Source organism: Serratia sp. 1D1416, from assembly GCF_003641105.1.
GTDB lineage: Bacteria > Pseudomonadota > Gammaproteobacteria > Enterobacterales > Enterobacteriaceae > Serratia > Serratia ficaria.
In genome coordinates this window covers 2,048,543-2,075,532 of record NZ_CP032738.1, presented here as the reverse complement: position 1 = coordinate 2,075,532, position 26,990 = coordinate 2,048,543, and the positions used below count along the sequence as shown (strand labels likewise).

The 26,990-nt window shown below is 49.6% G+C and carries 8 protein-coding genes; all 8 read right to left on the bottom strand.

Going from position 1 to position 26,990, the window contains the following annotated elements:
• Positions 1 to 7: 7 nt before the first annotated feature.
• The 8 genes from D7I37_RS09775 to D7I37_RS09740 all read right to left on the bottom strand — a co-directional run bounded on the left by D7I37_RS09775 (position 8) and on the right by D7I37_RS09740 (position 26,957).
• The gene (locus D7I37_RS09775; RefSeq protein WP_129543619.1) at positions 8 to 2,122 is read right to left on the bottom strand and encodes an ATP-dependent helicase; all 2,115 of its coding nucleotides are present in this window, start codon (positions 2,120 to 2,122) and stop codon (positions 8 to 10) included.
• Positions 2,119 to 8,460: a DEAD/DEAH box helicase gene (locus D7I37_RS09770; RefSeq protein WP_129543618.1), complete on the bottom strand. Its 6,342-nt coding sequence runs from the start codon at positions 8,458 to 8,460 to the stop codon at positions 2,119 to 2,121. Before D7I37_RS09770 ends, D7I37_RS09775 begins: the two co-directional genes overlap by 4 nt.
• Positions 8,460 to 11,420: a hypothetical protein gene (locus D7I37_RS09765; RefSeq protein ID WP_129543617.1), complete on the bottom strand. Its 2,961-nt coding sequence runs from the start codon at positions 11,418 to 11,420 to the stop codon at positions 8,460 to 8,462. Before D7I37_RS09765 ends, D7I37_RS09770 begins: the two co-directional genes overlap by 1 nt.
• Positions 11,421 to 11,464: 44 nt before the next feature.
• Complete coding sequence (locus D7I37_RS09760) at positions 11,465 to 16,393, bottom strand: class I SAM-dependent DNA methyltransferase (protein WP_129543616.1); 4,929 nt, start codon at positions 16,391 to 16,393, stop codon at positions 11,465 to 11,467.
• A 2-nt stretch (positions 16,394 to 16,395) separates the two neighbouring features.
• Positions 16,396 to 19,254: a DEAD/DEAH box helicase gene (locus tag D7I37_RS09755; protein WP_129543615.1), complete on the bottom strand. Its 2,859-nt coding sequence runs from the start codon at positions 19,252 to 19,254 to the stop codon at positions 16,396 to 16,398.
• Between the two features lie 252 nt (positions 19,255 to 19,506).
• Complete coding sequence (locus D7I37_RS27010; RefSeq protein WP_165283092.1) at positions 19,507 to 21,738, bottom strand: hypothetical protein; 2,232 nt, start codon at positions 21,736 to 21,738, stop codon at positions 19,507 to 19,509.
• Positions 21,735 to 26,444 carry a hypothetical protein gene (locus D7I37_RS09745; protein WP_129543614.1) on the bottom strand — a complete coding sequence of 1,570 codons (4,710 nt, stop codon included), beginning with the start codon at positions 26,442 to 26,444 and terminating at the stop codon, positions 21,735 to 21,737. The genes D7I37_RS27010 and D7I37_RS09745 overlap by 4 nt, the downstream gene beginning before the upstream one ends.
• Positions 26,445 to 26,702: 258 nt before the next feature.
• The gene (locus D7I37_RS09740) at positions 26,703 to 26,957 is read right to left on the bottom strand and encodes a hypothetical protein (RefSeq protein ID WP_129543613.1); all 255 of its coding nucleotides are present in this window, start codon (positions 26,955 to 26,957) and stop codon (positions 26,703 to 26,705) included.
• Positions 26,958 to 26,990: the final 33 nt, after the last annotated feature.

Here is a 26,990-nt window from a genome sequence, read left to right as displayed (position 1 = left end):
CATATTATTATAAATTTAATAATGAACTAGGTACACCGTATGAAGAAACAAACAGCCCTTTTACCGCACGGGTTGCTGCAACATGGAGTAGAGCACGTTCATTAAATAAAGCATCACGTTGTTCAACAGGGTCATCAGATTCAATTGCTTTGACTTCCGGCACAACACCATCGTTGATGCCCGTAAGGAACACATACTGGAACTCCAACCCTTTAATGCGGTGCATAGTTGCCATACGCACACCAAGGCGTTGATCACTATCACCACTATCCTGACCTAAATTATAGGTCTCGATTCCAGCATCATTCAGAGCAGAAGCATAACGCTCGTAAGCATGCTTCGTACGAGCAGTAATGCAGATATCCTGGGAACGGACATCATTGGCTAACAACGCCTGAATTTGCTTGATAATCGTCTCAGCCTCTTCCTTAAAATCTGAAGCATGAGTAATCATGGGTTTTTCACCATGAAGCAATGATAAATAATCGTTGCTGGCATCAGTTTCACCATCCAGGTTGTCAACCTTAACTCCGGTTAACAACCCGACAGCAAACTGTCGCGTCTCTTCTGTAGTCCGGTAGTTAATTTTCAGTTTTTTACTACGGCGCCCTCGAACGTTAATCCCACACTGACCCAGAACGACTTTATTGCGGTAAATACGCTGATGTCCATCACCCACGATAAAGAGATCGTTAGGAGACTCTGGAACCAGGCTACGAATAAGGGTAAAGGCCGGTGCGCCTATATCCTGAGCTTCATCGACTACGATACTGCTATAAGGCAATTGCACCTGTTTTTCTTTAAACAGAATGATAGCCTCATGCATGGCATCACCCATCTCTCGCAGTTTGGCTCGCGCCATTTGTGCCCGGAACTCTTCGAACACAGGCCAGATTTTCGCACGCTGAATACGGGATAATGCCGTGCCACGACCAACACGGCTCACCTTCAGATATTCTTCACGGCTGTAAACCGCATTCGGCTGAACAACACGTTGCCACTCCTCAGAATAAAAGTTATCCGGTAATCCCAATTCAGCAGGGACTTGCTGCAAGGCATAGTTCCAGCATTTACGTCGCCCTTCATCGCTGTCATAGACCACGCGGAAATCATATCCATGGCGTTTAAGCTGCTCGCTCATCCAGGCATCAATGTTAACAACGTCAATACGCGCCATCTCCTCACGGCTACACAAACGCTGGAGGTTGGCACGAATATCCGCCGCAAGGTTACGGGTGAAGGTTGTGAACAGAACTTTTTTACCGGGTTTATCGGCCAGGCGTTGGGACAACCAACGTGCACGATGCATCGCAACAACTGTTTTACCCGTACCTGCACCACCTAATACTCGCACCGGACCATTTGCCGGAGACTCCACCAGTTTTCGCTGGCTCGGGTGCAGGAATACACGCCATTTTTCCAGTGGCGCATTGAGCATTTGCAGTAGCTCCTGTTCATTTTCAACGACATGGAAACGACGTTTACTTCTCTCAATTGCCTCAATAAAGTCGTTGGTATCAACAGGCTCATCACGGTGATCGTTAAACTCCTCCAGCACTTCCTGGTAATCCAGACCTTCTGCCAGCCAGTGTAGGGGTTCCCAGGCTTCCGCAGGCATCACGCTTTCCAGCTGATTCAGTCCTGTGGTATCCACAAGAGCCATCACCTGCTCAATAAACACAGGAGGAACACCCAGCGCGAGGATCTGCTCTGCCGTATAAGCAGCAAAGAGTTTGGGTTTATCAACAACAGTCGGCTCGGGGGTAGGTTTGATATAGCTGGTATCAATCACCTGAATCGCACCGGTTACCGGGTGAATCGCACATTCGTGCCGCCGCGCCCAGTCGTAGGCTTCGTCGTGCTTATCCACCCACATCAGCATATACAGAGCACCCTGCTCAGGTTTCAGGACGATCCCACGGTAGGTTTGGTCAATACGCACGGAATGCACGTTATTGCTGCGTGCATCGTGGAGCTTTTCGTAGTTCAGCCCATTACTCGTCGGATCCTGGCGGAACTTAGAGATGAATTCCTGGACCTTTTTTTGCTGCGCTTTAGGAATCCGCGCAAAAGCCCCCAGAAAACCATCAGAAAGTGCCACCTTTGGCGTTGGAATCGTCATTTGTCACCTCCGGACAGATGCTGCAATGTATTTTCGTCAATTGGCCCGAAAACAACGTGCCAACCCTTACTTTCGAATAAAGCAGTAAAGTCCTGATTATCAATAATCAAGGCTTGCTTTTGTAATGGCCAGGCGAGATCGGCTTCTGCAATAATTTCGCCATCGTCATCCTGCAATTCATATCCGACTGTCGGTGCCGATAGTGATAACGACTGAAGCAAAGCGATTTCTTCTGCGCTCAATAAACCAAACTCAAGTATCTCCGCCCAGCTCTCGTCAGGCTGAATATCCACTACCACCGAAGTCTGCATTTTTACCGCTTCAGGCTTCTGCGGTAAATGGACCGCTTTACGGCTGGTGAATGTCATATCTGGCAAGAACTGCAGTAAATTCACCATCCGCCAGAAACCGTTAAATCCGGCTTCATAGCCATCATCCTGGGAATAACGATCGTCAAAGCAAATATGCAGCCTCAACCAATTTCGCATTTGTTCAATGCTTGTCGTTGATTTAATGGCTTGTTGCGGTACAACAGCTGCAAGCTCAATGAACTGTTGTGATGAGCTACAGCTATCCAGTAAACCGCCAAATACAAATGGTTCATCAGGCAAAAGTGCATTCAACCGATAAGCGGGAGCATTCTCCTGCATTTCATAGGCGTACTTTTGTTTGAATCCGGTATCCTGCGACTTTTTAGGATCCAGCCACACCCAGGCATAAGCAGCGGCCATTTTCTGCCATAGCAGAGTTTTATTACCGGGATCAGAGAGATAATCAAGTAGCAGTGTGAAACTGTTTCTCTCCCTGAATGAACCTTCAAGCGTCGCAAAGTTTGTATCATGGAACGGGTTATAAAACTTAGGCTGTTTCATATCCGGGTTATGCCCAAGCCCCATGACATCCTGAACATGTTTCAGTCCTTGTTCTTGAAGGTCTGCCCAGGTCACTGTCCATACCCAAAAATTCCCGCTGTCTTTAATTGCCTGCCGTTTTTGGACATCATCCGACACGCTATCCTTATGGAATGCAAAACCATCCAGGAAAATTGCTACCGGTTTTATCTTCTCTGACAGCATTAGGGGGTAGAGCACATAATCTGGTCGGCAGAGGATACCTACCCCTTCTTTAACGCCTAAATCAACTTGTGCTTTGAGATGCCAGCTCATCGCTGGTTCTGTACGGGTATTAATAATCCAGCCTGCGTTCTGATGGGCATAACTCCGGCTCACGATAAGATTTTTGTTATCCTGCAGGCAGTGAATGAACCGTTTTTCCAGTTCACTCCCCATCATGGCATCAAGCGAAATGTTTTTGATGGAATCAATAACGCGTATAGAAGCACTGGCCTTCAGGATTTTCGCCAGTAAGAGACGCGCCTGATCTCTTGATACATACTTCATACGCCCGCGGTCACGATAAGCGTAAACACAGCGATAGCAGCCGTCTTTATGCGTATCATGGTTGCAGCTGCATTCCACTAGCGCCTTGTAGGACAGCTCAAGTAATTTCAGCAGGTTGTCAGGTGTACGCATCAATTCTTTGAGTGAGCCGGTCCCTCCTGGTACGGTGTCGTAAATCACCAGATACTGACGCCAGGATTCGCCCTCATTTTCCGGCTCGCGATACACCACGCCTTTCAGGTGATCCACGTTACCTTTGAAGTAATGTTTGAGCCCAAGCTGAATGGCTGCCCCCAAGGAGGCTTCCACCACGCGATCGTTGCTGTAGCTGGTCACTGGCAGCAGGATACGCAATGCCTCAGATTCCAGTTGCCGATAAAGGTAGAGATAATCTTCAAACTTCGCTTTTTCGGGTTCAACGCGATATTTACAGCTCAGGTCATGACGTGGTTCATGATCGCGAGGGCGCTGCACCATGCCGCAGCCGAGGCAAACTTTAAACCCGGTGCGTTTCTTTGCCTCTCCTGCGATCATCAGCTCATTGGCATCATCCGCCATTTTGCCAAAGTTGATATCTCGCAGAGTCACTTTGCTCAAAAACTCAAAGCCAAACGGGATTTCTCCTTCATCAATAGCATAAGCGGCCGATACATCCTCTTTTTCGAAGCTGACCAACAGCTGTCGCTGGAAGAATGCCGGTTCTCGGCTATCGCTCTCATCACTGATCTGGCTGTCACGGGCGCTTGAGCGGGCATAAACCTGGCGAAGCTTCAGTAACGTCGTTTTTTGCCCGGCATCAGCCCAACCTGGCGTGCCGCATTTTGGACAGTATTTATGCTGATCGCCGGTTTGATCGATATTCTCGCTGTAGTTACAGTGGCTGCAAATACGCCAGTTTTCAGGCTCAGACACTTTCAGATCAATCTGTTCGATTTCAACTTTATGCCCGCCCGCATAGAAGTTATTCAACGGGGCAAGTTCAGCCAGCGCCGTTGAAGCCGGACGTTCGTATTCGTAGGTCGTGTTCTGATACTCACGCGTTTCCCCACCGTCCTTGCGCCGCCACAGCACAGAACGCAGCGTAATACCGGCCTCCGGGAAGGCATAGTTGGGAAGTAATCCTTCATCGGTGAGGAAATTGAGCGTTTGCTTATTATTGATCTGGTTCACCAGCGTCATCAGCGCCTGACGTTCCGAAGTCAACTCGCGCATATCGCTGTCAAAGTTTTGATCGTGCGGATCGCTCTCAAGCTTATCGATACTGCGCTTGAGCTTATCAATCCGGGAACGCAACGATTTGCGGTCCTCCATCAGTAGTTTTAATGCTTGTTCGATACGTTGAACCAGAGAACGCTGCCCTGGTGCCCCCTGCAAATATGACAGGAGCTGTAGACGTGTGTCTTCCGTAAGATCAGGGAAGATGGACGAGAACTGCTGAGCAATATCCACATAATGCTGTTCGACGTAACTCAGGAAATTATAAGGGAACCCAGACTTGTGTCCAAACTCCAGCCCGTCCAGCATCTGTTTCACGTTTTTGCTGATAGCAGATGCCGGAACACCTGTTTTCACCCAGTTGTCCATGCAGAATGCGGCCAACTGACGCTCCAAAATAGCCGTTGCGTTCAGGAACACTCCAGGAGCCTGTACCTGCCCTTGCATCATCTCCAGAGGCTCTTCAAAGAAGAACTGATCGTGCGGGTTCCCCTCAGCCACCGTGATGTTAAGCGCATTGCCGTCTTTACGCCCGGCACGACCAATACGCTGTAAGTAATTAGCCTGCGCGGGTGGAACAGAACAGAGTAATACCGTAGAAAGATCACCCACATCGATCCCCATCTCCAGCGTCGGTGTTGCCGAAAGCAGGTTGACATTCCATGGCTGACTACCACGGTAGAACGATTGTTCCGTAGCCTCACGATCTTCGCGGCTCAGTAATCCGGTATGCTCTGCCCCCTGAACACGCGCGATGTCCATATTATCCCAGTGCCAGGTCACTGTATTTTCAACTTCCTGATAGTGCCCCTCACAGCGCAGAGAAAGACATGGTGCGTTTCGCCAGTGCCACCCCTGATCGGCCGGTGCACGAACAACCTCACGACAGCAAGAGCAGTTTAGCTGAACAACATCCCGGCTTACCACCAGCGCCGAAGGTACTAGCCCCCAAGCTTCTTTGCCTTTTGTGTCGAAGTCTTTTACCAACCCGGCCATTTTCAGTGTCGCAAACAGACGTCGTAAAACCGTCTCGGCCAGGCTGCTGATAAACAGATTATTGCCGTTGCTGAGCGTGCGGTTGATCCAATGCTGATACCAGCTGGGGTTAGACTTTGCGCCAATCAGACGATGGAAGCCATTTATTTTTTCAAATGATGCATAAGCAGGTTTACGCGTTTTCGGGCCAATAGACGGCATATAGCGCGAAGTTTGCCCCTTCTGCGTCATCATAAAGGTCTTACCCTCACGCCGATAACTTTCGAACGCCTGATGCAGAACAGCTCCCGCCTGCCGTTGATGCCAGAGGACACCAATCACCAAATGTGCCACCTGCTCAACGCTAACCCCAACCATTTCATCACTCAGCTCTTCGACAAGCTGTTGGTGAAGAGCCGTTATCGCTGCATTGAAACGCGCAATATCAATTCCTGCAGCAGCGTAACCAGTGGCCTCCAGCGTACGGCCAATTCGAGCGCGTAGAGTAAATTCGCTGTATACCTCCCAGTCGAGACGAAGAGAAACCAGCTCCGGTAAATCGGAACTCTCTGCCAGCTGGCCTTCGTTCTTCAGCGTCTGGTAATCATTCATCCACTGCATGTTGGGCGCGATGAAGCTCGCGGCAAAATGAGCATCATCCGGTGAACGTTCACGCGTCTGCTGGCAGACGCGTGCCGCAAAGGCATCCAACGGTAACGTTTCTTTTTCACCCAACACGCTGGCGATTTGTCCACGGACCATCAACGGCCAGGTTCGGGCGGTAAAGAAGCTGGCGCGGTGTGCGGCATCCTGCACTGAGTCAGAAAACGTAATCAGCTTTTTATGTTCGTTGAACTGGCTGCCATAAAGCTGATGGATCATCACCGCCGACAGGCTGGCTGCCTGTGACCCAAGAATCGAAATACCCTGTTTGCTGTTGCAGTACGGGCATTCGTTGGCAAATTCCAGCTCATCCTTACGCTCTTTGAGCATATCCGGGATAAGTACTTGTAGCAGACCAGTATGGCCACAATGCCCGCACTGCACGTTAGATTGCTTATTGAGCTTTAAACAGGAAGGGCACAGCTTCTGGTGAACACCGCTGACAGGTTTATCGTTGTTATCCGGGAAGGCCAGTACAATAGAACGGCCTTTTTCGAAGAACTGACGATAAATACCGTCCAGATCAGTTTCGAGTTGAACGCTCTGACCATGGCGCAGGCTCGCCCACCCGGTAGCATGGCAGTCACGACAGTGAATAACGGGAAGATAATGTTCGCGATCTTCCACCGCGACATCATCAGCAAAAACAAGCTCAGGTGTTTTTGACACGCTGGCAACCAGGCGGCGCATCTCGCGCAACCACAGCTGAGAACGTAGTTGCACAAAAGGCAGAACGGGACGCGCTTTGTTCGCCTGTAGGCGCTTTTCCCGATCTTCCTGTTTTTCTGGAACCTCCAGGCGTGCCTGGGCAATTAGTGCCAGAATGCTTTGCAGCACGCGGGTTGCATGCCCGGCGCTTTCCGCCAGCATCACCTGGAGATTTTCCAGGCACTGCTGTTCCGACAAAATTCCCCCCTGCAAATCCTCAAGGAGTACGTGCAGGATGCTGTGGCGACGTAACAATGAGCCCAACTCAATACGCTTTTCACGTCCGAGATCGCTGTCCAGATCGGCAGGTAATTGCAGTGAACTATCCGGGAACCACAGCGGAATTTGTCCGTTCAGATAGTCTACCGGGCTGGCGTACGCTTGCGGATCCAGCACAGCGCTGGTCTCCTGGCCCGGATACTGACTGTACTCAATGGTATAGCCCTGCAGATACTCTGCCGCCGTGTAGCGATCTTCGCGAATAACCGCGTCATCACCAAATGGCTGATCAAAGATCGTTTTCGCATAATCGAGTAGTTGTCCCAGTTCGTCACCTACGGTAGCCGACGTCCCCACGCAGGCAAAACGCTTGTCATCGACACCAATATGATGCTTTAAGCGGCGCACCAGACAGGCCAGATCCGACCCCTGCGCACCATCAAACGTATGCAGTTCATCCACCACCAGATAACGCAGTGACCCAGGCTGGTTATAGCGCCAGAGCTTCTGATCGCCGGGGCGCATCAGCAGGTAATCCAGCATCTTATAGTTGGTCAGCAGGATATCCGGCGGATTCTCACGCAGGGTATGTTTGCAGGTGATGACTTTATCCGCAGACATCTTTTTGCTGGGCTCGATTTCACTGTCGCCGACAAACAGGCCGACAGTCACTTTGCCATGTAGTTGCGGATCGCTGGCGATGGTTTTAGCGAAACGGCTGGCCTGATCGGTTGCCAGGGCGTTCATTGGATAAATGATGATCGCTTTAACACCGGCCCCTGGTGCCCCAGCACAATGGTCAAGCAGCGGGAACATAAAACATTCCGTTTTACCGGAACCCGTCCCGGTCGCCACCAGCGTCGGCTGAGGCGTCTCGATACCCAGGCGCTGGAACGCCTGCGCCTGATGCGCATGCGGTGGGAACGGCAGCGTCAAGTTGGGGAAGAAATTCAGCGATAAGTCACTTTTACGAAACGGCAGCTGAGCGGAAAGATACGGTCCTTTCAGCAACGTTTCCGGCTGGGCCAGAAATTGCTCCAGCATCGAGACTTTATTATTTTCTTCACCATTAAACAGCGGGCTGTTAAGCGGGAAGGCTGCCCGTAAAAAGGATGCAACGCTGTCGGCAACCTGCCGACTGACAACGGAAGGCAGCATCAGGCGCTCCTGCGTTCAGAATAAGTAAGTAAACATGTTGCGACAGTGTCGGGTAAATCATATTGATTACCAAACATAATCAGCCGCTTCCTTGGCCTTGATATCGTTACATATACTTTGTTGAGCTCTTGTGGATTAGCCCAGTCTATTTTCTCAAGCCCAACATAAATCATGGTATCAAACTCCAGGCCTTTGACATTCTCAGCACAGGAGAAATGAACCTGATACTTTTGGGCGAGATCGATATGTTCTGCAACGCGCGGAGTCCTTGAAGACTTCTGAATCAAATCATTGCGTACACGCACCTCCAGTTCCCGGGCTAGAGCCAGGTCTGGACAGATAACAGCAATAGTCCGCCCATGAGGTTGTTCACTAATGAGATCGACCAATTCAGCATCAATGTTATCGAAAGGCTGGTTGATGAACTTTTTACTAGTCCCGTTTTGCGCTTGTTCTCGCCAGAGAGTGAGCTGCTCTGCCAACTGCTGCAAGCGACTATCGTTCTGAACTAACGCGCGAAAGAGCATCGACGTCGCCGCCAGCTGTGGCTCTCGTTCCTGTCTTTTATTTTCTTTTAGCAGGAATTTTGTCAATGAATGGTAAGGGAAACAGGCATCAAGATCGTGAACATTCCCACGGCCTAGCTGCTGATGCATATCCCCCACTAGCGTTACCGCGTGATATTTCGGATCGGCCTGTTGAGCCATCAGGAAAACCTGCACTTCTGTAAAATCCTGAACTTCATCAATAAAAACAGAAGGATACCAAGGCTGTTCCTGCAAGCGTGGAGCAAGCCGACTGGATTGCGCACCGCGCGTTATGATTTGAGCAAGCGCTAACAGAATATCTTTGTCATGATCTGCCAGTAATTTCGCTTTCAGACGTTCTGACGCCTGACTCACATGCGGGTAGTCCTGCCAGTATTGCGGGAAGGAGAGCAACGCATCCCGATAGAGATCGGCAAACTGCCACGAGCTATAAATCCGTTGCATCTGAGAGCGAAGCCGTACTGCGAGAGAGGTTTGCGTTTTCTCTTCACCCACTTCAATTTTGCGTACAAAGGGGTTCGACTCCGACAACGAAAAAATGCGTTTCTGGTTAATACCACACAGCTTTTGGTTGATAAGATGGATGTTGACCGCGTCAAAATCTTTCGCCCACGTGATTTTGATGCTATTCACCACCGATGGAATATCACACACCAGTTTAAGATCGGTGCGACATTCCCAAATAATTTCTGCATTTTCAACGGAATAAACGCTCAGACCATCTTCGCTTCGCACGCTGCCGTTTTGCGCAAAAATGTTGAGCAAATCGGTGTATGTTTCAATCAATATCTCCGTCGCCTTTGGGCGAATTCGGTCGTTCTCATCACGGACCCGCTCGACAACGACTAACACCACGCTCATTTCACGCAGGGTTGTTACTGCCGCTTTAGCCTCTTTTACAATCAGCCATTTTTCCTCAGACGGATGCATCCAGAGCGTATTCTTATCAAACAAATCACGTTCGATCCTCTCATGTGCATTGACCAACCGGCTCAGAAGGTTATCCAGTGCAAAAGCGTCGCCAGAATGCCCGGAGAGCTGATTGAAAAGAGAAGCATAATCTGATGCCAGGCTCCGTTTCACGAGTTCCAGTAAGGCATTTCCGGCGTTAGTTTCCGCCAGGAAACGCGCTTTGAGTAGCTCAGCGGGGATGTTTAGTGAGGCCAGTTGTTTTTGCAGTTCAAGCTGAAGGAGAGCGCCGATCGCTTGCGCTGACGCATAAAGCCAGTTCATGGTTGTTTCAGCAGAGAAATCATAGGAAAGATTTTCTGAGACATTCGTAAACTTAGCGCGAGTCACTTTCTGCCCTTCCACGCTGGTCGACGTGGAGCGCTGCTCAAGCTGGCGAACATTGTTAAGCCGATAAACCAATGAACGGTACTCTTCTATTGGTAGTTTATCGATGCTCAGCGACTGGCAGGAAGCCTTCAGATAGTTTACCAGCTCTCCCGTTCGTACAAATCCCACACTGCTTTCATCTAAAAAGTCAGCATTAAACCGTTCTTCATCAGGGGTACGGGCTAAGTCGCATAGCGTTTTCGCACGCCCAAGCGCGACACAGGTTTTACCTGATCCTGCCACCCCTTCAACTAGCATGGGGCCCGTGGTAGTCGCGCCAGTCATAACGCTGAGTTGTTCTTCTGTCGGGTTAAGAAAGAAATAGTTGCTCAGCCCAATATAATCGTCACGGTCATCATCGCTGCGACCATAAATATCGTAGTGATTTAATTGCTCTTCGGCATCATCCTGGAACAACTCATAATCTTGTCCAGTAGCAAAATCCAACCAGTTTTCCGACTCCTGCTCGATACCGCCAGCTGGAATTTTTTCGAAGAGCGGTGACAATGCCACATCTGTCACAACGGCTTGCTGATGTTTAGGTCGATACCAGCGCTGTAAAGAGAGTTTCAGATTATTAATTACAGTCTGAAGACCTTGCTTACCTTTATCCGCAATTGACGTTGATTCCATGACCTGAAAATTCTTGATGTTCTGTGCCGCTTCAATACCGCTAAAACGAGCGAAATTACGGATTTCGACAATGGTATATCGCCCCCATTGTTCGCTTTCAAATTCCTGTCCAAGCCGGGCAACTCGACATAAATGTCCCTTTGGCGAGCCGGGTGTCGCATATCCTAACGTAGTGCTGGCGTAATCACAGGTCGCCAGGGAGGTACGCAGCACCTGTCGGCCCGAATATTCAGTGTCAATGACGACTGTTTTCCCGAAGCCATGCCGATAAAGCTCTTCGTAGCCTCTTCGCTGAAAAGCACTCGCGGAACGCCGACGCTCTTCCGCGAAACTGATCACTTCATTGAGTGCTTCCAGTTCCGATTTTGCAACGCTATGTCGTTCGGAAGATTGTTCGTCAGAGAGTTGATCCAACTGCTCAGGTAACCGGTATATCGCCATGTAAACGTCCTGAAAAGGGCGTAGCCCGGGCTACGCCTGATACGTTAATTGATATGTTCAGAAAAGAATGACCAGGCGACTTTATAGTCGTCTTCACGGTCAGGTTTGATAAAAGGTGCCTGCCAGACGACGGTTCGGCGCTCGCCTTCGTCGCTGCGGGTATAGTCATCAAAAGTGACGCTGACAGTGCCGGTTTGCAGATGCTTGACATCATCCCAGCCGATGGCTTGATCAGTGCAATCGCCGTCGGTCCATTCAGGGCTGTCGACATCAAAGACAAAACCGTTTTTCAGGTCCGCTTTACGCGCAGTACGCGGCAGGCCAACGCCCACCAGGCCTTTGCTTGGGGTAAAGATAATGCGGCCGTTTTGATCGTACCAGGTATCGGCTTCGTACTGGCGCATCACCGGGAACTGAACGCGATATATAGTCAGCAGTTCTTCGAGGGTTAAACCCAGTGCCTGTGCCACCAGCACGTCGATTTCCACCAGCGCCTGACGGCGACTGTAGTCGGAGCGTAAAGCGCAGTTACGCTGCCACTCTGGGGTCAGATTAGCGAAGAAATCTTGTGGAAGTTGCAGGAGATTGCGGCTCCAGCGCAGGGTGTTGAAGTTCGGGTTGTAGCAGGATTGCCAGAGATCGGTATAACTGCTCACAAGCGATACGAGACACAGTGCTCGACTATGCAGTGCCGTACGATAAGCATCATTTGTAAGTACTGGCAGTTGGTTAATAAGAGAGGTATTGGCATGCCCCATACCAGTACTTTTAACCCGATAATCCAACGGTACAGAAAGCGTCATTGAAAAATAATCGAGCAATGTTTGAGTATTGTTAAATGCTGAGCCCAGGCAAGTATTAATGTGACTTACACCCGGTGGAACAATTGTTGAAATCAACGTTCTCTCCGAAGATGGCCCTATCATTTCACGATTCACAAAACGATAATAATCCGTCACCTTTCTCGGTTCATCTTCACCCGGTTCAGTCCATGTAACGCGTGGAGTACGTTTGGCATACTCCTGCGCATCACATGCCGGAATATAGTTAGTGCGCGGCAGGTAATCGTCGGGCAAAGTTAGCAGGTCCAGGCAGTCATAATCGCTGTTTAACGTACAATTTTCGCGTGGAGTCTTGTAGAACGGCGTCCCAACAAAGAAGTGCGGGCCAGACAATACCCATTGTGATGCATCCTCAGGGAACTGCGTCTTACGTTCAATAGTGCCGTCTTTCTGCTGGTTTGTTTCATGCCACATTTCCAGGGATAAATATTGCCCCTGTAAATCACCCAATCTCTTCGGCTGATTAGCAAACTTTTCCAGTACAGCAACAAGTTGTTCTGCGTGCAAAGCAGGCAGACGCGCCTGCCATGCTGGCGTTCCTTCGCTGTCATACAGACGAGCAAATAAAGAGAGTTCCTTCAAACCAATATGAATTAGCCGTGAATGGTGGCCTGAGGTATTCCAGGAAACTTTGATTTTTCCTTCAATTTCCTGCTCATCTTTGATACCAGGAACAGGACCTGCGTTGTTGTGTTCAAACGAGGCATCGATAGCGCTTACTGCGTAAACATTTGACATGTTAATAAAGGACGGCGTCGTATTCTGCGGTCCATAGACATTGATACTGAACATAGTTGCATGGTGAACTTCAGCAAAAAGGCTCAATTCATTATGAAACTGAAAATGCGCCCTCAACCTAGGATACACCGACGCACGCAGCTGCCCACCTTTAGGATCGTCATAAATACCCTCCGGGTGCAGGAAACCTGCCACGCCTTTCTGCGCCCCTAAGCGCCATGCCTGCGGCAGGAAGCATTTATACAGGTTAGTCTGCACACCGCGTAGTACAGGGTAATTCTGCTGCGCATTCAGGAAGTTTTGCATCCCTTCGCAACCCTCATACTCGTTGCGCCAGGCATTTTCGAGCAACGGAATTCGATTGAAGGTTTCATGACGCAATGTCGCCAGCTTCGAAGCACTCAATCGACCTAGAACAAATTCCGGCTCATAGTCGCCCAGTACGCCAGCTTCCTGCCATTCGACCTTCAGCCACGGCGGGTTTCCGAGCATCAGGTCAAAGCCGCCGCGCTCGGCAAACAGATCGCTGAATTCCAGATCCCAATGGAAGAAACGGTGCTGCTTCTTCAGCGCATCAACAATCGCCAGACGCGGCAAATGACGGAACAACACCTCGGTTTTCAGACGGCCAGCGCCGGAAAACAGCGAAGACTCTTCACGCACCATGCCCTCGTCGGCAAACAGATCGCCGGTAGCCTGTTCTGTACTTTCTATCACTCTTTCCGTGACGACAATACCGTCGAGCAGAGTCTCCATCTCCATCAGCCACATACCGCGATCCGGCAGTTCATCCGCTTTGTCGATCGGCCAGAACCACAGCGCGCACCAGTAGTCCATCACCCAGCGCAGTTTCAGATAGGTACTGTTATCTTCGAGGCGGCTGCTGAAGGTTTCATCTTTGCTGCTTAAAGAAGAGCGAACATGAGCCGTATTTTCCGCAGGCCATACCGGGTAATTGTCGGCGGTTTTCTGGCGCTCGGCTTTCAGTTGCTGACGAAACGTGTTCCAGAGCGCTTCCACTTTGCCGCTGATGCGCTGCACATCGACAATCTCATTCGGTGCAAAGCTTTTGGTAAACTCTTTGCGCCAGCTGTCCAGTGCTCTGAAATCATCCGGATAGCGCTGCTTAACGGTTTTGTCGCTGTAGTTGGCCATACCGCTATCCGGCAGCAGGAAGTGGAAAATCTGCTTCTCTTCGCGTGGAATATTCATCGCCAGCTCGGCCGGTTCGCTGTTAAGCCAGCTCGGATCTTTCGCTTTTTTGTAGGTCAGCTCGCTCTTGTTGAACACCTGACGGCGTGCGCCCACCAACGAGTTGCCACAGTGCAGCTGGTAGCCAAACCACGGTACAAATGCATCGCCGCTGATGGCGTTCAGCCACAGCGACACTTCCGCCAGCTCCACCGCCACCGGGTTTAAGTCCACGCCGAATACGTTGTTGTCAGCAATGTACATCTTCACCCGTTGCAGTTCCTGGGTGTAACGATCCTGAGGAATGCGGCGCCCTTCCGCCTGCTGTTTGTGGAACAGGTAAGCTTCCGCCAGCTGGTTGATGGCTTCGTTAAGGAACGCCGCGCTGCCCATCGCCGGTTCGCACACGGTAAGGGTTAAGATGGCATCGGCTTTGGCGTGCGGATCGGTAACCGGATCAATCTGCTCTTTAAACAGCTCTTTCAGGGCATACTTGACTAACGAGCGGGTCAGCACTTCCGGGGTGTAGTAAGAGGCAGATTTTTCGCGGTCACGCCCGGCCATCCGATAGATAAAGCTGCCTTTACGGTGAATACGCAGGCTGCCGTCTTTTTCGTAAACCTTCTCGTCGTCGTGGTATTTGCCGATCTCGCCTTTGCTGACGAAGTAGCCCGTTTCCAGTTCGTTAAACTCTTCTCCGGCTTTTTTCACCTCGTAGAGGTCATCACTGGCAAAGAATCCTCGGTAAGAGAGCAGCGCTTCATACACTGCACCTAACTGGTTGATACCCAATTGGCGATAGGAGATACGCCCCCGGCGATTAAAACGTCCTTTACCCGGGCGGCTTAACGACATCGCCTGAATAATTTGTTGCAGGGTTTCGTTGCGGAACACCATACGGTTAAGAATACGGGTGTTATTCGCTTCAAAAAGATGGCTTTCCAGACGCGGCACGCTGAACTGATGGCTGTGAATAGTGATCCGGTCGCCGCTCTCCATGTCGCTCTGCATTTTCACGCCGCCGCTGTAGCCGTCACGCACCAGTTTGAACAGCATATTCAGGCTATCGTGGAAGTAGCGCCCATTGCGATCTTCTTCGCTGGTCAGCGGGATCATCTCCAGATCGCGCAGCGTTTCCAGGCTGTAGCCCTGTAGATAGGTTTTGGCGGTCATCGGCGCATAGCCCAGTTCCGGGCGCGCTTCGATATAGAACAGGAACAACAGACGATACATATACCGCAGGCATTCGCGGCTCAACTCATCCGGGTTAATAGCACGTTTCCCGGTATAATAAACCAGCTCGTTGTCGATGAGATAACGCATCGCTTCATTACCCAACAGCTCAATGCTCTCACGCAGGGCATATTTCAGATCTTCCGACACGCCAAACGCATGCTTGTGCGAATTGTCATCCAGCGAATCGAGGTACGGCGCACCGCTGCCTGGCAACAGCGAATCTTTGTGTAGCAACACCGACGTCGCTTTCAGGGTATCTATCTCGCGACGACTTAAAATTTCTTCAAAATCAAAACGCAGCAGACGGTTTTGCGCCCACTTAGTACGATCCAGCAATAACAGCTGGCGGTTGCCAAGCAGCAGCACAAAACGCGGCGGTTCATTTTGTGTGAAGACAACCGTGGAGAGCAGATCCTGCCAGCTGCGATATTCACCGTTGGCTTTTTTACGCAGGCTGTCGCGCTTATGTTTATCGGTATCTGCCGGGAACTGCGCGGTCAGCAGCGACAGCGCCAGCGGATCCAGCGTTCCTTCTTCCTGGTCATGTGCTTCAACAATCCACAGCCACGGACTACCGTCGGTGCTGTTGTAACGAGCCAGTACCGGCAAAAGCGTATCGTCATCCAGCAACTGAATGTGCGGATTGAGTTCATAACCCAATGCCTTTAACAGCGGCTGCCAGCGACTGCGCTGATCGGCAAGACGCTGTGGGATCCGGCGCTGTTTTTCATGTTCAGTGAGTCTACGGAAAAACTCTGTCGCCAGGCTGTTAAGCTGGTTCCACGGCGCGCGGTAGCCCGCCTCAACCTCTTTGCCCTGTTCACGGGCAGCGCGTTCAGCTGCACGAGCGGCATTTTCCTGGTTAATCCAGGGTTCCAGTACATCGCGGATGTCGCTGGTAAAGACTTCGCCCAGATAGTGGTTGGAGTAAAATTCGTTTTCGTTATTAATACCGACCAGCGCCATGATTAACCCTCCGCTCCGGTGATTACAGCAATAACCTGAATGTAGGGCTCTTTTTCGGTGGTCATGGTGTCCTCAATCCATTGGATATAGCTGTCAAAATTGTGTTCGATTTCGCGCTGACGTTGTTCTTTGCGGCTCTGTTTCACTGAAAGCTGCTGTTTATTATCGGCAAAATCCAGTTCCAGTTGACTCAACTGACGCCCACGCAGAACGTCCAGCTTTTGCAGATGTTCACTGAGCTGCTGATTGATATGCCCCTCAAAAGCATTTCGATCGTGAACAAAGACATCCCGTGCATGGACGATCGCCGCTTCCAGTAGATCCTGCTGGCGTTGGTGGTTACGATCCTTCCCGCCGCTGTTCGTCAGCTTGCTACTCAGTTGCGGATATCGTTTCAGGAACTCAGCAAAAGGCAGGCTACCGCTTAACGCTTCGCGGTTAAAGCTCACCACCAGCCACGGGTTCACCATCGGGTGCGACTTACGGTTCGGGAACAGCCCGGAAAGGATGAAGTGATCTTCATCAGGCTCAAACAGGTGCGACAGGCGCATCACCGAAGCCTGGTGGCGACCAAAGGCGGACTGAATTTTGTCGTCTAGCCACTGCACGACCGGGTTAATTTGCCAGAGATACTGCACATCGGGCCAGGCATGTTGCTCACCGCGCGCACGCGAAATGGCTTCCGTAATAACGGTTTTGTCCTGGCTTAGATAAAGCTGCCAGTTTTCCGGCGCGATTTCCGGCGGTAATTGGTTAAAGCGACGGCGTAACTCCTCCGGTGCGACCAGCGATAAGGTGTTATCAGGTAAGGTATCGTATTGTACCGTCTGGCCGCTGGCCTTCAGATAGCCCAACGCTTTTTCGCAGTATGCCTGCTCATTATCAAACAGGCTAATGTCGCTTTCGGTCACGGCTGAGGCATCGTTAGACACTGCGCTGCAGATTTCGCCAAACAGGTCGTGTTCAGTATTTTCAGTGACATTGCTATTCAACAGATCATCGAACAGGCTGGCACCATCGTCCTGCATCATGAATTCAGCAACCTGCTCTTCTTCCTCTTCCTGCGTAAATTTGCTGGTAAATTCGGAGCTGTCACCGATATTCTTCTGCGCCTGTTCGTCTTTATTGATCAGCACTTCCAGCACGCGCATATCACCGTTGATCTGCGGTTCACTGGCTTCAGTCAGCAAGTAACGGATCTGTGGCTGGTGTTTTTGCCCGTAGCGGTCAATACGTCCGTTACGCTGCTGGAATACCATCAGCGACCACGGAATATCGAAGTGAATCATTTTATGGCTGAGGTGGTGCAGGTTGATACCTTCAGACGCCACATCCGAGCAGATGAGCAGGCGTAGCGGAGACTGGGTTTTGCCAAACGCTTCGACGCTTTCCATCAGAACTGTATCGCCCTGATCGCCTCGCAACGTGGCAATTTGATCGTCTTTCAGCTTGAGATCGGAGCGCAGTTGCTGCTCAAGGAACTCGAGCGTTTTGATACTCTCGGTAAAGATCACCAGACGATCTTCCGTGTTATTCGCTTTCCAGCGGAGATCGTTACGGATGGTCTCCAGCAACAACTGATACTTGCTGAACTGGCTGGCATCAATATTATTGAGCGCCAGCAGCAGTGACTCTAATTCGTTAATCTGGCTCTGACTGTTTATTTCTTTGCGGTTCTCAAGCCGCTTCAGGCGGTTAGCCACCACGCTGGCACATGCCATTGGACTGGAGAACAACGCTTTTTCGAGCGTAATTTTGAACAGGCGGCCTTTATTTGACCGCGAGTCTTCATCATCATCGTCACGGAACTGACTCTCAACCAATCGGCGGTAGGCTTCCTCTTCAGCTCCGGTTGCCGGGCGCATCAATTTGACGATATTACGTTCCGGAAACTCGCCAGCCATCTGATCTTTTACGTCTTTTTTGAAGCGACGCACAACCAGATTTTTATCGGCAAAATCGGCGTATTCATACTCTTTCGGATTGGCAATGGCCGTCGGGTCGAGCATGTTCATCAGGCTGGCAAAACTTTCAGCCTTACCGTCATGCGGCGTAGCTGAAAGCATAATCAGCGTATCGCTGCGCCCGGCGAGCAATTTTGCCAGTTTGCTGCGCAAAGAGCTGGTCCCACGTTCAGCGACATTATGCGCTTCATCGATAACAATAATATCCCACCAGGCGTTTTCCAGGTGATGGCGATATTCGATGTCCTGTTTCAGGGTATCGATGGAGATAATGGTCTTATCGAAATAATGGAACGGGTTGTGGTTGGTTGGGATGCGGTTACGCACCTTTTGTAAACCAGCTGAGTCAAGCCGCGTCAACGGAATAGCAAAACGGCTCCAGAACTCTTTCTGGAATTGCGTAAGCATGGATTTAACCGCCAGCACCAGAACGCGTTTGCCACGTCCACGGCGAATCAGCTCTGAAACCAGGATACCGGCTTCAAGCGTTTTACCCAGCCCTACCGCATCAGCAATTAATATCCGCTGGCGCGGTTGCGCCAGTGCCATGCGCGTGGGATCGAGCTGAAATGGCATTGAATCCATCGCAGCCTGATGTCCAAAATGGACTTTGCTGTCAGTCGGTACGCGTTGGCGTAGTTGGCTCTCTATGTACAACTGAGACGCCTGGTAATTGGCTGATTCATCTTCAACCAGTTTTGTTTTTGCTGGATCGAGAATCTCGACTTTTTGCTCCAGCTTTGTCAGAAACAGCCCTTCTTTACCGCGTACCAGCTCCGAAATGCCATCACAGGTCAGCAGGTAACCACCATCTCCGCTGTCATCCGCCCGGCGAATGCGCCACTCTGCATCACGAATAACCACCCGCATTCCAGGTGCATAATTTTGCTTATTCATCGGTTTTTCTGTCTGTATGAGGCAGTGGTGATAACACTATCCCGAGCGATATGTCGCTGCACACTGCGATAAAAAAGAGGGCTTCAAAGATAACATGAAGGGCGGCGTCCGGGGGTATAAAATGGAATGTAATGCGCAGAAATCGCGCATAAATTTCAAACAACGATAGTTAAAAAGTGAGCTTGGTCAACTCCCCCACACTGAGTCGGTGGAGGAGAGTTCGTGATTAAGGGACGATGGTTATAGACCGTGTTAGTTCTCAACCATCAATCGGGAAAGCTTGGCAAAAATCGAACTCTTACTACTTTCGCCGCTCCTGAGCATATCCAGGGTGAAGCTATTGAGGTAAGCACCAGTTAACGGGTGGTTAAATACATCTACGGCCTTACCTTGGGCATCCCATATCAGCAGATTTTCTACCAGGTTAGGCCGTGCAATAGTAGGATTTGTAGGCTGAGCATCGCTTACCAGAACAAACACTCCATTCTCATGCGGTTGCAGGTAAATATGGTGATGCTTCATCTTTTGAGTTTTGGTCAACGGGTCGTATTTCGAGCGGCCCGGTGATATCAGATAAGGCAGTACGTTTTGCTCCAATTTTGCTGAGCGGGTGATGGTATACCCGTTAAATTTATCACCTTGACGCTCCGCCAGCGTTTTTTCTCGTTCCTGATAAGCATATGAATCGACGATATTAAATTGCGCCGGGCCAATCAGGCGTGGCACGCGGGAGCTGTTATAGGTGGTAAGCAGCATATCTGCTGTGTGGTCGTAGAGATAGAAGCTTTTATCGAATAATTTCTTTAGTCGTCCCAGATATGGATGTTCAACAGATAGATACTCGAATTCACCTTCAGCGATCCCGGTATCAACCACCCTAAGTTGGCCGCGCTCTATTTTTAGCTCAACATATCCAAGCAGGGAGAGATAGCTTTTTGTTTTGCGTACTGCATAGGCGGTATAGTGCCCATCCGCCAATTCTGGCAGTGGTATGTTATGTTGATTGAGTAAGCTCTCTTTGAACCATAGCTCGGTTTTTGTTCGGCGTACCTTACTTTTTAATAAGGTAACTGCTGACTTGAGACGACTGTGAGGTTTCGTAAGATCGATTTCGTATTGCGCAGGGTTGCTTACCAATTGTTCATTAATAAAATCAATCGAATCCAACAACTTTCGATCAATATTCATACCCTGTAAAACCACAGGTAGAGGTTGTTGATTTAGCCACCCTTGCAAACGGTCTAGCTTAAGCTGGGTGTAAATATCCCAGTTGAGTTCAGGTTGTTTTCGGACGTCGGCAAAGGCTGCATAGAAATCATTGTACTCAACAGATTCATTATCTTGCTGCCGGATGCTGTTGCTTCGTTCTTCATCTACCGCATTGAGTACAAGAATAGATGTATTGGCAGGCAGCCCAGCAAATCCGGTTTGCTGAGAATGTTTAAGCGATGCCAGCGGCCAGAGTTTATACCCGGGGAACTGGTTGGCTAATGCGTCAAAGAAATAAGCTTCTTGCGTGGCGCTGAATTCGACGCCGTTATTAACCACCAACAGCGTATTAGCCAGCTGTTGATCGAGGTCGGTAGCGAACTGATTGACCTCGTGGGTGGCCTGAAATGGGATAGGTTGATGGGGGATCTCTAGTTCACTGAGCCGCTCGCAGGCAGCATTCATGACCACGTTATAGGTATAGGCTTGGCATTCACCATAGCCGCTGCGCTCACGAAAAAAGTCCAGTTTGCTTTCACGGGCATCAAGTTTGCGCCGAGCTTTAAGCCGACGATTATCGATGTTAAACCACACGCTGGTATCGTCCAGGGATAGGTGCATCTCATCCGCCGGTTCGACCAGGAATTTTCGTTTGTGCAGGGTAAAAGCGAGTTCGTTATATTCTGAAGCATAAATGTCGAGCTCAAAGGCTTCCATCACCCCGGTGCCTTTTTTTTGTGTGACGGGCTGACTCAGGCGAGCGTTAAGGTAAAGCGTTGAGTTGAAGTAAGTCGGCGATACCGAAAAGCGCTCACTGGCTTTTTCCAGCATTACCATTTTCAAATGCAGGCTAAATAATCCCTGAATCAGGCGAGATAGGTCATGATTTTCAGCGGTGAGTTGCTGACAAAGCGTTTCAATACGTTCTGCCAACGTCCTATGAGCCTGACTGTTCGGGTTAGTTGCAGGCGCCAGGAAAAAAAAGACGTGATGGTAATTTGGTAAGCAATGCAGCTCATATTTTACCTCCTGCCCTGCCTCCAGCCCAAGCTTCTGCCGCACGCAAGATTTTACCTGCTGATGAATTCGCGCATAGTAATCAGCGGATTTTTCTTTTCGCTCTTTAGTAAAGCGCTGAACCATAAAGTCTATCGTATAGATATTAGATATAGGGGCCAATAGACGCTGGATGGTCGTCAGCTGATCTTCTTCAAGCTTGATCAAATTGGTTCGGGCAATCGGAGTATCCGTCAGTTCATTCAGATTAGGGATCATGAGACTTTTCCTTTAGTCGGCAACTTTTCTACACCCAGCAGGGTTAGTAACATTGGGTTAATGTCCAATGTCATGCTCAGTTTCGAGTTTTCCTGAGCTCGTCCGCTTTCTCGATTTTTGGGCTGATAGTACTGGTAGTCGGTTTGCAACAGGTTAAGGTAGTGGATCGTGTGATCCACGTTATCTTGCCACATCAGATTATTGGGGTTCTGGCTGTAGGCGACGTTCAGATAGACAAATCGAATGCGTTCGTAACGGCCTGCCAGCACAGCCTGAAGCTGTTTCTGCCCCTCTGTATCTGCCTTTTGGCTGGTGATATTACAGATCTGGCGAATCTTGTTGTTGCTTTTCTCAAGCGTTTCTTCTGCCCGCGTTAAATCGTCCAACTGCGTCGCCCAGCGTTTAACGTCGATGCAGAGCAGGTCGTTACCCACTTCAAGAAAGCGGTCAAAAAACTCATATACTAGCGGTTCAAGGCGTTCAAACACCTGTTGATCAGAAAGTGGGGTAACGCCATAACTTTTTAGCACTTTATCGAAGAGATATTCACCGACATTGCCTTTGAGCAACGGAACTAGCCTGGGGTTGGGTACCCATTTTTTGAATGCTGTTTCCTGGATGTTGTCACATTCACGAATCAACTCGCCGACAAGGTTGCCGGGGGTAAAATCGACATCGTTTCTATACTGCGGAAAGAGGGTGAGCTCAGGCCGGTACTCTCTTGCGCCGCCAGTGAAATCCGACAGGGCGGAATAATCTCTGTGGACAAGTCCATCCGGGCCGCGTTTGTGGCAAAGTAAAATAGTTTGGTTGCCCTGATGGCGGTCGATAAACAGGGCGTGGTGGATAGATTGCATTTGCCGATTGGCGGCATACAAGGAATTAGCCTGAAGTTTTTCCAGCCAACGCAAGGGATCGGCAAAGGAGTCAGAATCGCGGAATAAATTACACAATTCGAGATATTTAAGGTTGCCGGCGCGTACCTGATTTATCCAGTCGGTTTTCAGGACTCGCTTATGAACAGCATCAATGCGGCGACCATTTTCTAGGATAGCCTGTTCAAACGCATACCGCTGTTCTGCATCACTAAATGACTGGCTCTGACTCAGCTTTTCGCACTCCTCCATGAGGCGGTGGTTAAGCAAGGACATGCTTTCTGATACTACCTCGTTACCGCTATCTTCACTGAGAGCGGCAAACTGGAATGCAACATTACGGAACACATCGCGGGGTAAAAAGATTTCTGTTTTCAATAGAGTGTCGCGACGCTCGACTCGCCCTACGGCCTGCACGACGACTTTGAATAAGCTCATATCATGTTCGGCCATTAACAGTCGATAGTTTTCGCCGTGGGCGAAATTAACGTTGAAATCGGCCAGCTTGTGGACGGTAATATCGTCATCAGCGTAGTGTTTAAGCACGGTAACGTAGTTAGGTAATGTATTGAGGTTGCCGCTGTTGTCCTTTACTTCGCTGTAAAATGAGGAGTTGATGAGCACTAAGCGCTCAAAATCGACATCCAGACGTGGTGCATTGATATCATTAATATCGCCGTCATGGTATTTAACAAAGTAGTTGAGGCCGGTGCCTGCACTTTTGTAGCTGCTCATAAATACCAGTACGGTATTGCTGTTCTGGAGATAGGTTTCTTGCCTAATATCTTCGACATTAGCCAGTGGTGAATCGAAAAAAACCAAATGGACGGTGTGACGCCCTTTGAATGGGGTAAAGGTCAGGATCTGGTCATGTTTCTTATCGTTATCCGTTTTATCATCGCACCGGGAGTGCATACCGTACTGCTGACGCCAGGCTGATTGATGAGTGCGCCAGGCGCTGATAAAGGCCCGCTTAAATGTCCCTGAAAGGGACAAAATCAGGCTGTTTTTACCCTCGTAGGCGGCAAGCAATAACGCTTCCAGTTCCCGCTGGTACTGACGCCGTTTATAGGTATTTTTCAGGTCGTACTCCAGCTGTTTCTTCAGCGCGTCGAAAAAGTTGTCATACGTCCTGCGATAGATCTCACAATTTTGGTAGATATCGGTCAATTTTAGCTGCTTATCATCAAACACTCTAAAGTCGACGTTGCGGATACTGGCTCTCAACGCACGTAGTGCTCTAAGCGTATCGATATCTGTTTTTTTACGTTCAATGACTCGATAGCCAAGGTCACGGCTATAGCGCTCCAGGAAGTGACGATTGAAGTTACCGTTTTTGGTGTGGCTAAAACCACTGGTGGCGCTAAGTCCAATCACTTTATTGTGCGTGCCCGTTAATAAACGTAGCAGCATGGCTTCAGGCAACTCTTGTACCAGATCCATCTCGAACGCCAGAATAATTGTACGCTCGGCTCCACTGTTCACGTAATTGAGTTCAACTATCGGCGTCATCGTGAATACGGTTTTGGGTTGCAGATAAGTGTAGAAATGATCAATCAACAAGTTTTTATCGGTGGTGCGATCGAAGATATGTCGCACCACTCCAGCTACATTATTGGCTGCGTCAACAAATTGGCCCAAAGGTGTATTCTGGCTGCTGGAGTTATCCTGGCCACCATTTTTTACCCAGCGCTTAAAGTGTCGGTTAGTGATATCAGAACAGGCGGCGAGGATGACGGAGACCAATTGGAACAGATCGTGCAGGGTGGGATTAGTGTCGCTGGCATCATTTTCGACTTCGTAATACAGCTCGGTGCGCGTTATGTCGCCTTCGCTGTTGCGCATACGAATGCGTTTCAGCCCCTCTTCATTAACGTACATTTTGGGGTTAAAGCTGAACACATTCCGGGTAATGGAAATGATGCGTTCGGCGGCGTCGCCGTTAACTTCGAATGCTCCTAACTGGTCGCGAAACATCTCCAGGATCGAGCCCAGCGTCGTACCGGGTGATAACTCGCACTTTTTCGCCAGTAGGTCTCGAAGGATGGTGATGAATTTGACCATCTCTTGCTCAAAGGTCGTTTGCGCTTCTTTGGGCTTTTTCCGGCGCTCCAGGCTGAGTACCGCATTGTAAATACGTCCCGCGACAGAGATAACATGCGCCAGATTATTTTCCTGTGTGATTAGCTTTACATGGCATGTTTCTTCAAGGCGAGTGTAGGCTTCATGTAGTTCATCAATGATTACCGTAAAGCGAATATTTTTCTGGCGAAAAGGGCAGTCTGGATTACGTCTGAAGTGTTCATCACGAAGATAGGCAACCTGCCCGGTATGGCCAGCTGCCGCAACGGTGCTGATCTGTGGATCTTTGGGAGTCAGCTTGCCGCCAATCAGCAAGTCGAAACCTACGGACTCAAAACGCACGCCTTCACCTCGCTGACGAGGCGCCAGTCGGTAAGTTGATGTGTCGAACTTATTCGTGGTCATTAATAGCACCGACGGGCGGTACTGGCAAACTTCGAAAGGCAATACCTGTTTGATAAGCTCGAAGTAGACTTCGTGTACGCTTAGTTCAGACTTGCTTGGTTTTCGTGCTGTCTCCGCGTTTTGCATTCGCTCTTGGCGCGCCTGGATCCCGCGACGAATGTACTCTTTAATAGAAGCTTTTTCACTATCTGGTCCAAATAGTAATTTACAGGCTGACTCAATCGTATTGCGGATACTATGACGACAGTTTTTTAGCTGCTCTTCAAGAATTTCTCTTTCGTAGTTGGTATCCTGAGAACCGTATGTTGTCAGCTTTTTTAACTGCTCTTCACAGCGATCAATTTGTGAGACATGGTAATTGAGTGAACGCATTGCGCTGCCAATATATTTGCTACCTTTCGCCCCTTCGTACCACTGAATATAGCGGTCGCGATTTTTCAGGCCCGTGGCCCAGTCCATAAAGTCGAGATCGGCAATATCCTTACGAGAGAGAACGCAAATAAATTCGCCGCCAGAAGCCAGAATTTTGTCTTTCTGGCTGCTATCCAGGTCGATTTGTGATTTTTGCGGCGACATGAACAGCAGGTTGGTAAAGCCACCTTCGGGAAACAGATCATCTGACTTTTGGTTTTTGGCGAAACACTCCAGATATTCGACATACCCTTGAATTACGCCATAACTTTTGCCGAATCCTGTGCCATCAGAACTGAAGATGACCTCAGCGCCATCACGTTCATGCACGTGGTAAAGTTGAGAGACTTGGGCGCGGCAAGCGTTAATATCTTCAACCAGCGTTATGTCAGGAATTTGCCTGGAGATGAGATCTTGCAGATTATTATTGATAGTTATCTCTCCAACACGCTCACACTCACGGTAACTATTGATGGTTATTTGGCCGCTGTCGATCAGAAGCTTTTCTATCTGCATGGAGGAAAGATGCAAGGCTTTTGCAATTTCATTGATAGTATTGGACAGTGGTTCGTGTGGATTGCTATTCGTGAAGTGGTTTAGTGCTGCTGCAACGGTATCTGGATGCAATGCTTTTCTGAGAGTGGGAAAGGTGAGGCTGTAATCGTATAGCGCCAAATCATTGTTTATCAGACAGCGAAACAGCTGTTTAGTGGGATCGCCTCCAGGACGGCTGGCAAATCCCAGGATTTTTGCCTGTTCGAGTCGATACAACAATGCTGCGGCATCGCGATCAGGTGAGTCAAATGCATCGTGAAGCTGCTGGCTAAATGGCATTGTGGCATTCAGCCGGTTTTGGCTGACCAACGCGGAAAAGTGCTGACGTACCAAGGTAAGCAGCTTACAATCTTCCTTAATAGTCCAGCTTTTTCTCATCTCTTCTTCCCCTTAATATAAATGCACCTGCAGTCACCCCATAACGTGTTCAACATCAAAAGCGCAGGACACTGATCCCGAATATGATCCAGTTATAATGAGCTTCAAGTTAGTTGCTTATTCTGGCAACCGGCAGATGCAGCAACGAAGCGGTACCGGAACGAAATACGGTTAATTAGCAGCACAAAACATACCTGTTTTTCACTAGCTCGTAGCAGGTATGTAGGCCCTTGCCCCACTCGAACAGACCTACTAACGTCAGCCCTTTTTTGCCAGAGCGTCCTGCAGCATGATGGTCTTGTCGAGGCCCTGATCTACAACCGCCTTAGTCAGGCGAAGATTTTCCTCTTCGAGCTGCCACATGTTCTTCAGTTTTGAATGCAAAATCCTGCCAAACTTCTTGCGCCAGGTATAAAACATGGCAACGGAATGCTCAAATTGCGACAGACTTTCGGCACGGACTTGCCCAGTTAAGCCAGCTTCACGGCAAAGACAACCTGTTCTTCGGCGCATCGAAATCCCCCCATCTCCGCTCGAGGGAGTGAA

Excerpts from the sequence above, each read along its gene's own strand:
- D7I37_RS09745 (WP_129543614.1), bottom strand. The coding sequence starts at position 26,444 with ATGAGAAAAAGCTGGACTATTAAGGAAGATTGTAAGCTGCTTACCTTG.
- D7I37_RS09760 (WP_129543616.1), bottom strand. The coding sequence starts at position 16,393 with ATGGCGCTGGTCGGTATTAATAACGAAAACGAATTTTACTCCAACCAC.
- D7I37_RS09740 (WP_129543613.1), bottom strand. The coding sequence starts at position 26,957 with ATGCGCCGAAGAACAGGTTGTCTTTGCCGTGAAGCTGGCTTAACTGGG.
- D7I37_RS09765 (WP_129543617.1), bottom strand. The coding sequence starts at position 11,420 with ATGGCGATATACCGGTTACCTGAGCAGTTGGATCAACTCTCTGACGAA.
- D7I37_RS09775 (WP_129543619.1), bottom strand. The coding sequence starts at position 2,122 with ATGACGATTCCAACGCCAAAGGTGGCACTTTCTGATGGTTTTCTGGGG.
- D7I37_RS09755 (WP_129543615.1), bottom strand. The coding sequence starts at position 19,254 with ATGAATAAGCAAAATTATGCACCTGGAATGCGGGTGGTTATTCGTGAT.
- D7I37_RS27010 (WP_165283092.1), bottom strand. The coding sequence starts at position 21,738 with ATGATCCCTAATCTGAATGAACTGACGGATACTCCGATTGCCCGAACC.
- D7I37_RS09770 (WP_129543618.1), bottom strand. The coding sequence starts at position 8,460 with ATGCTGCCTTCCGTTGTCAGTCGGCAGGTTGCCGACAGCGTTGCATCC.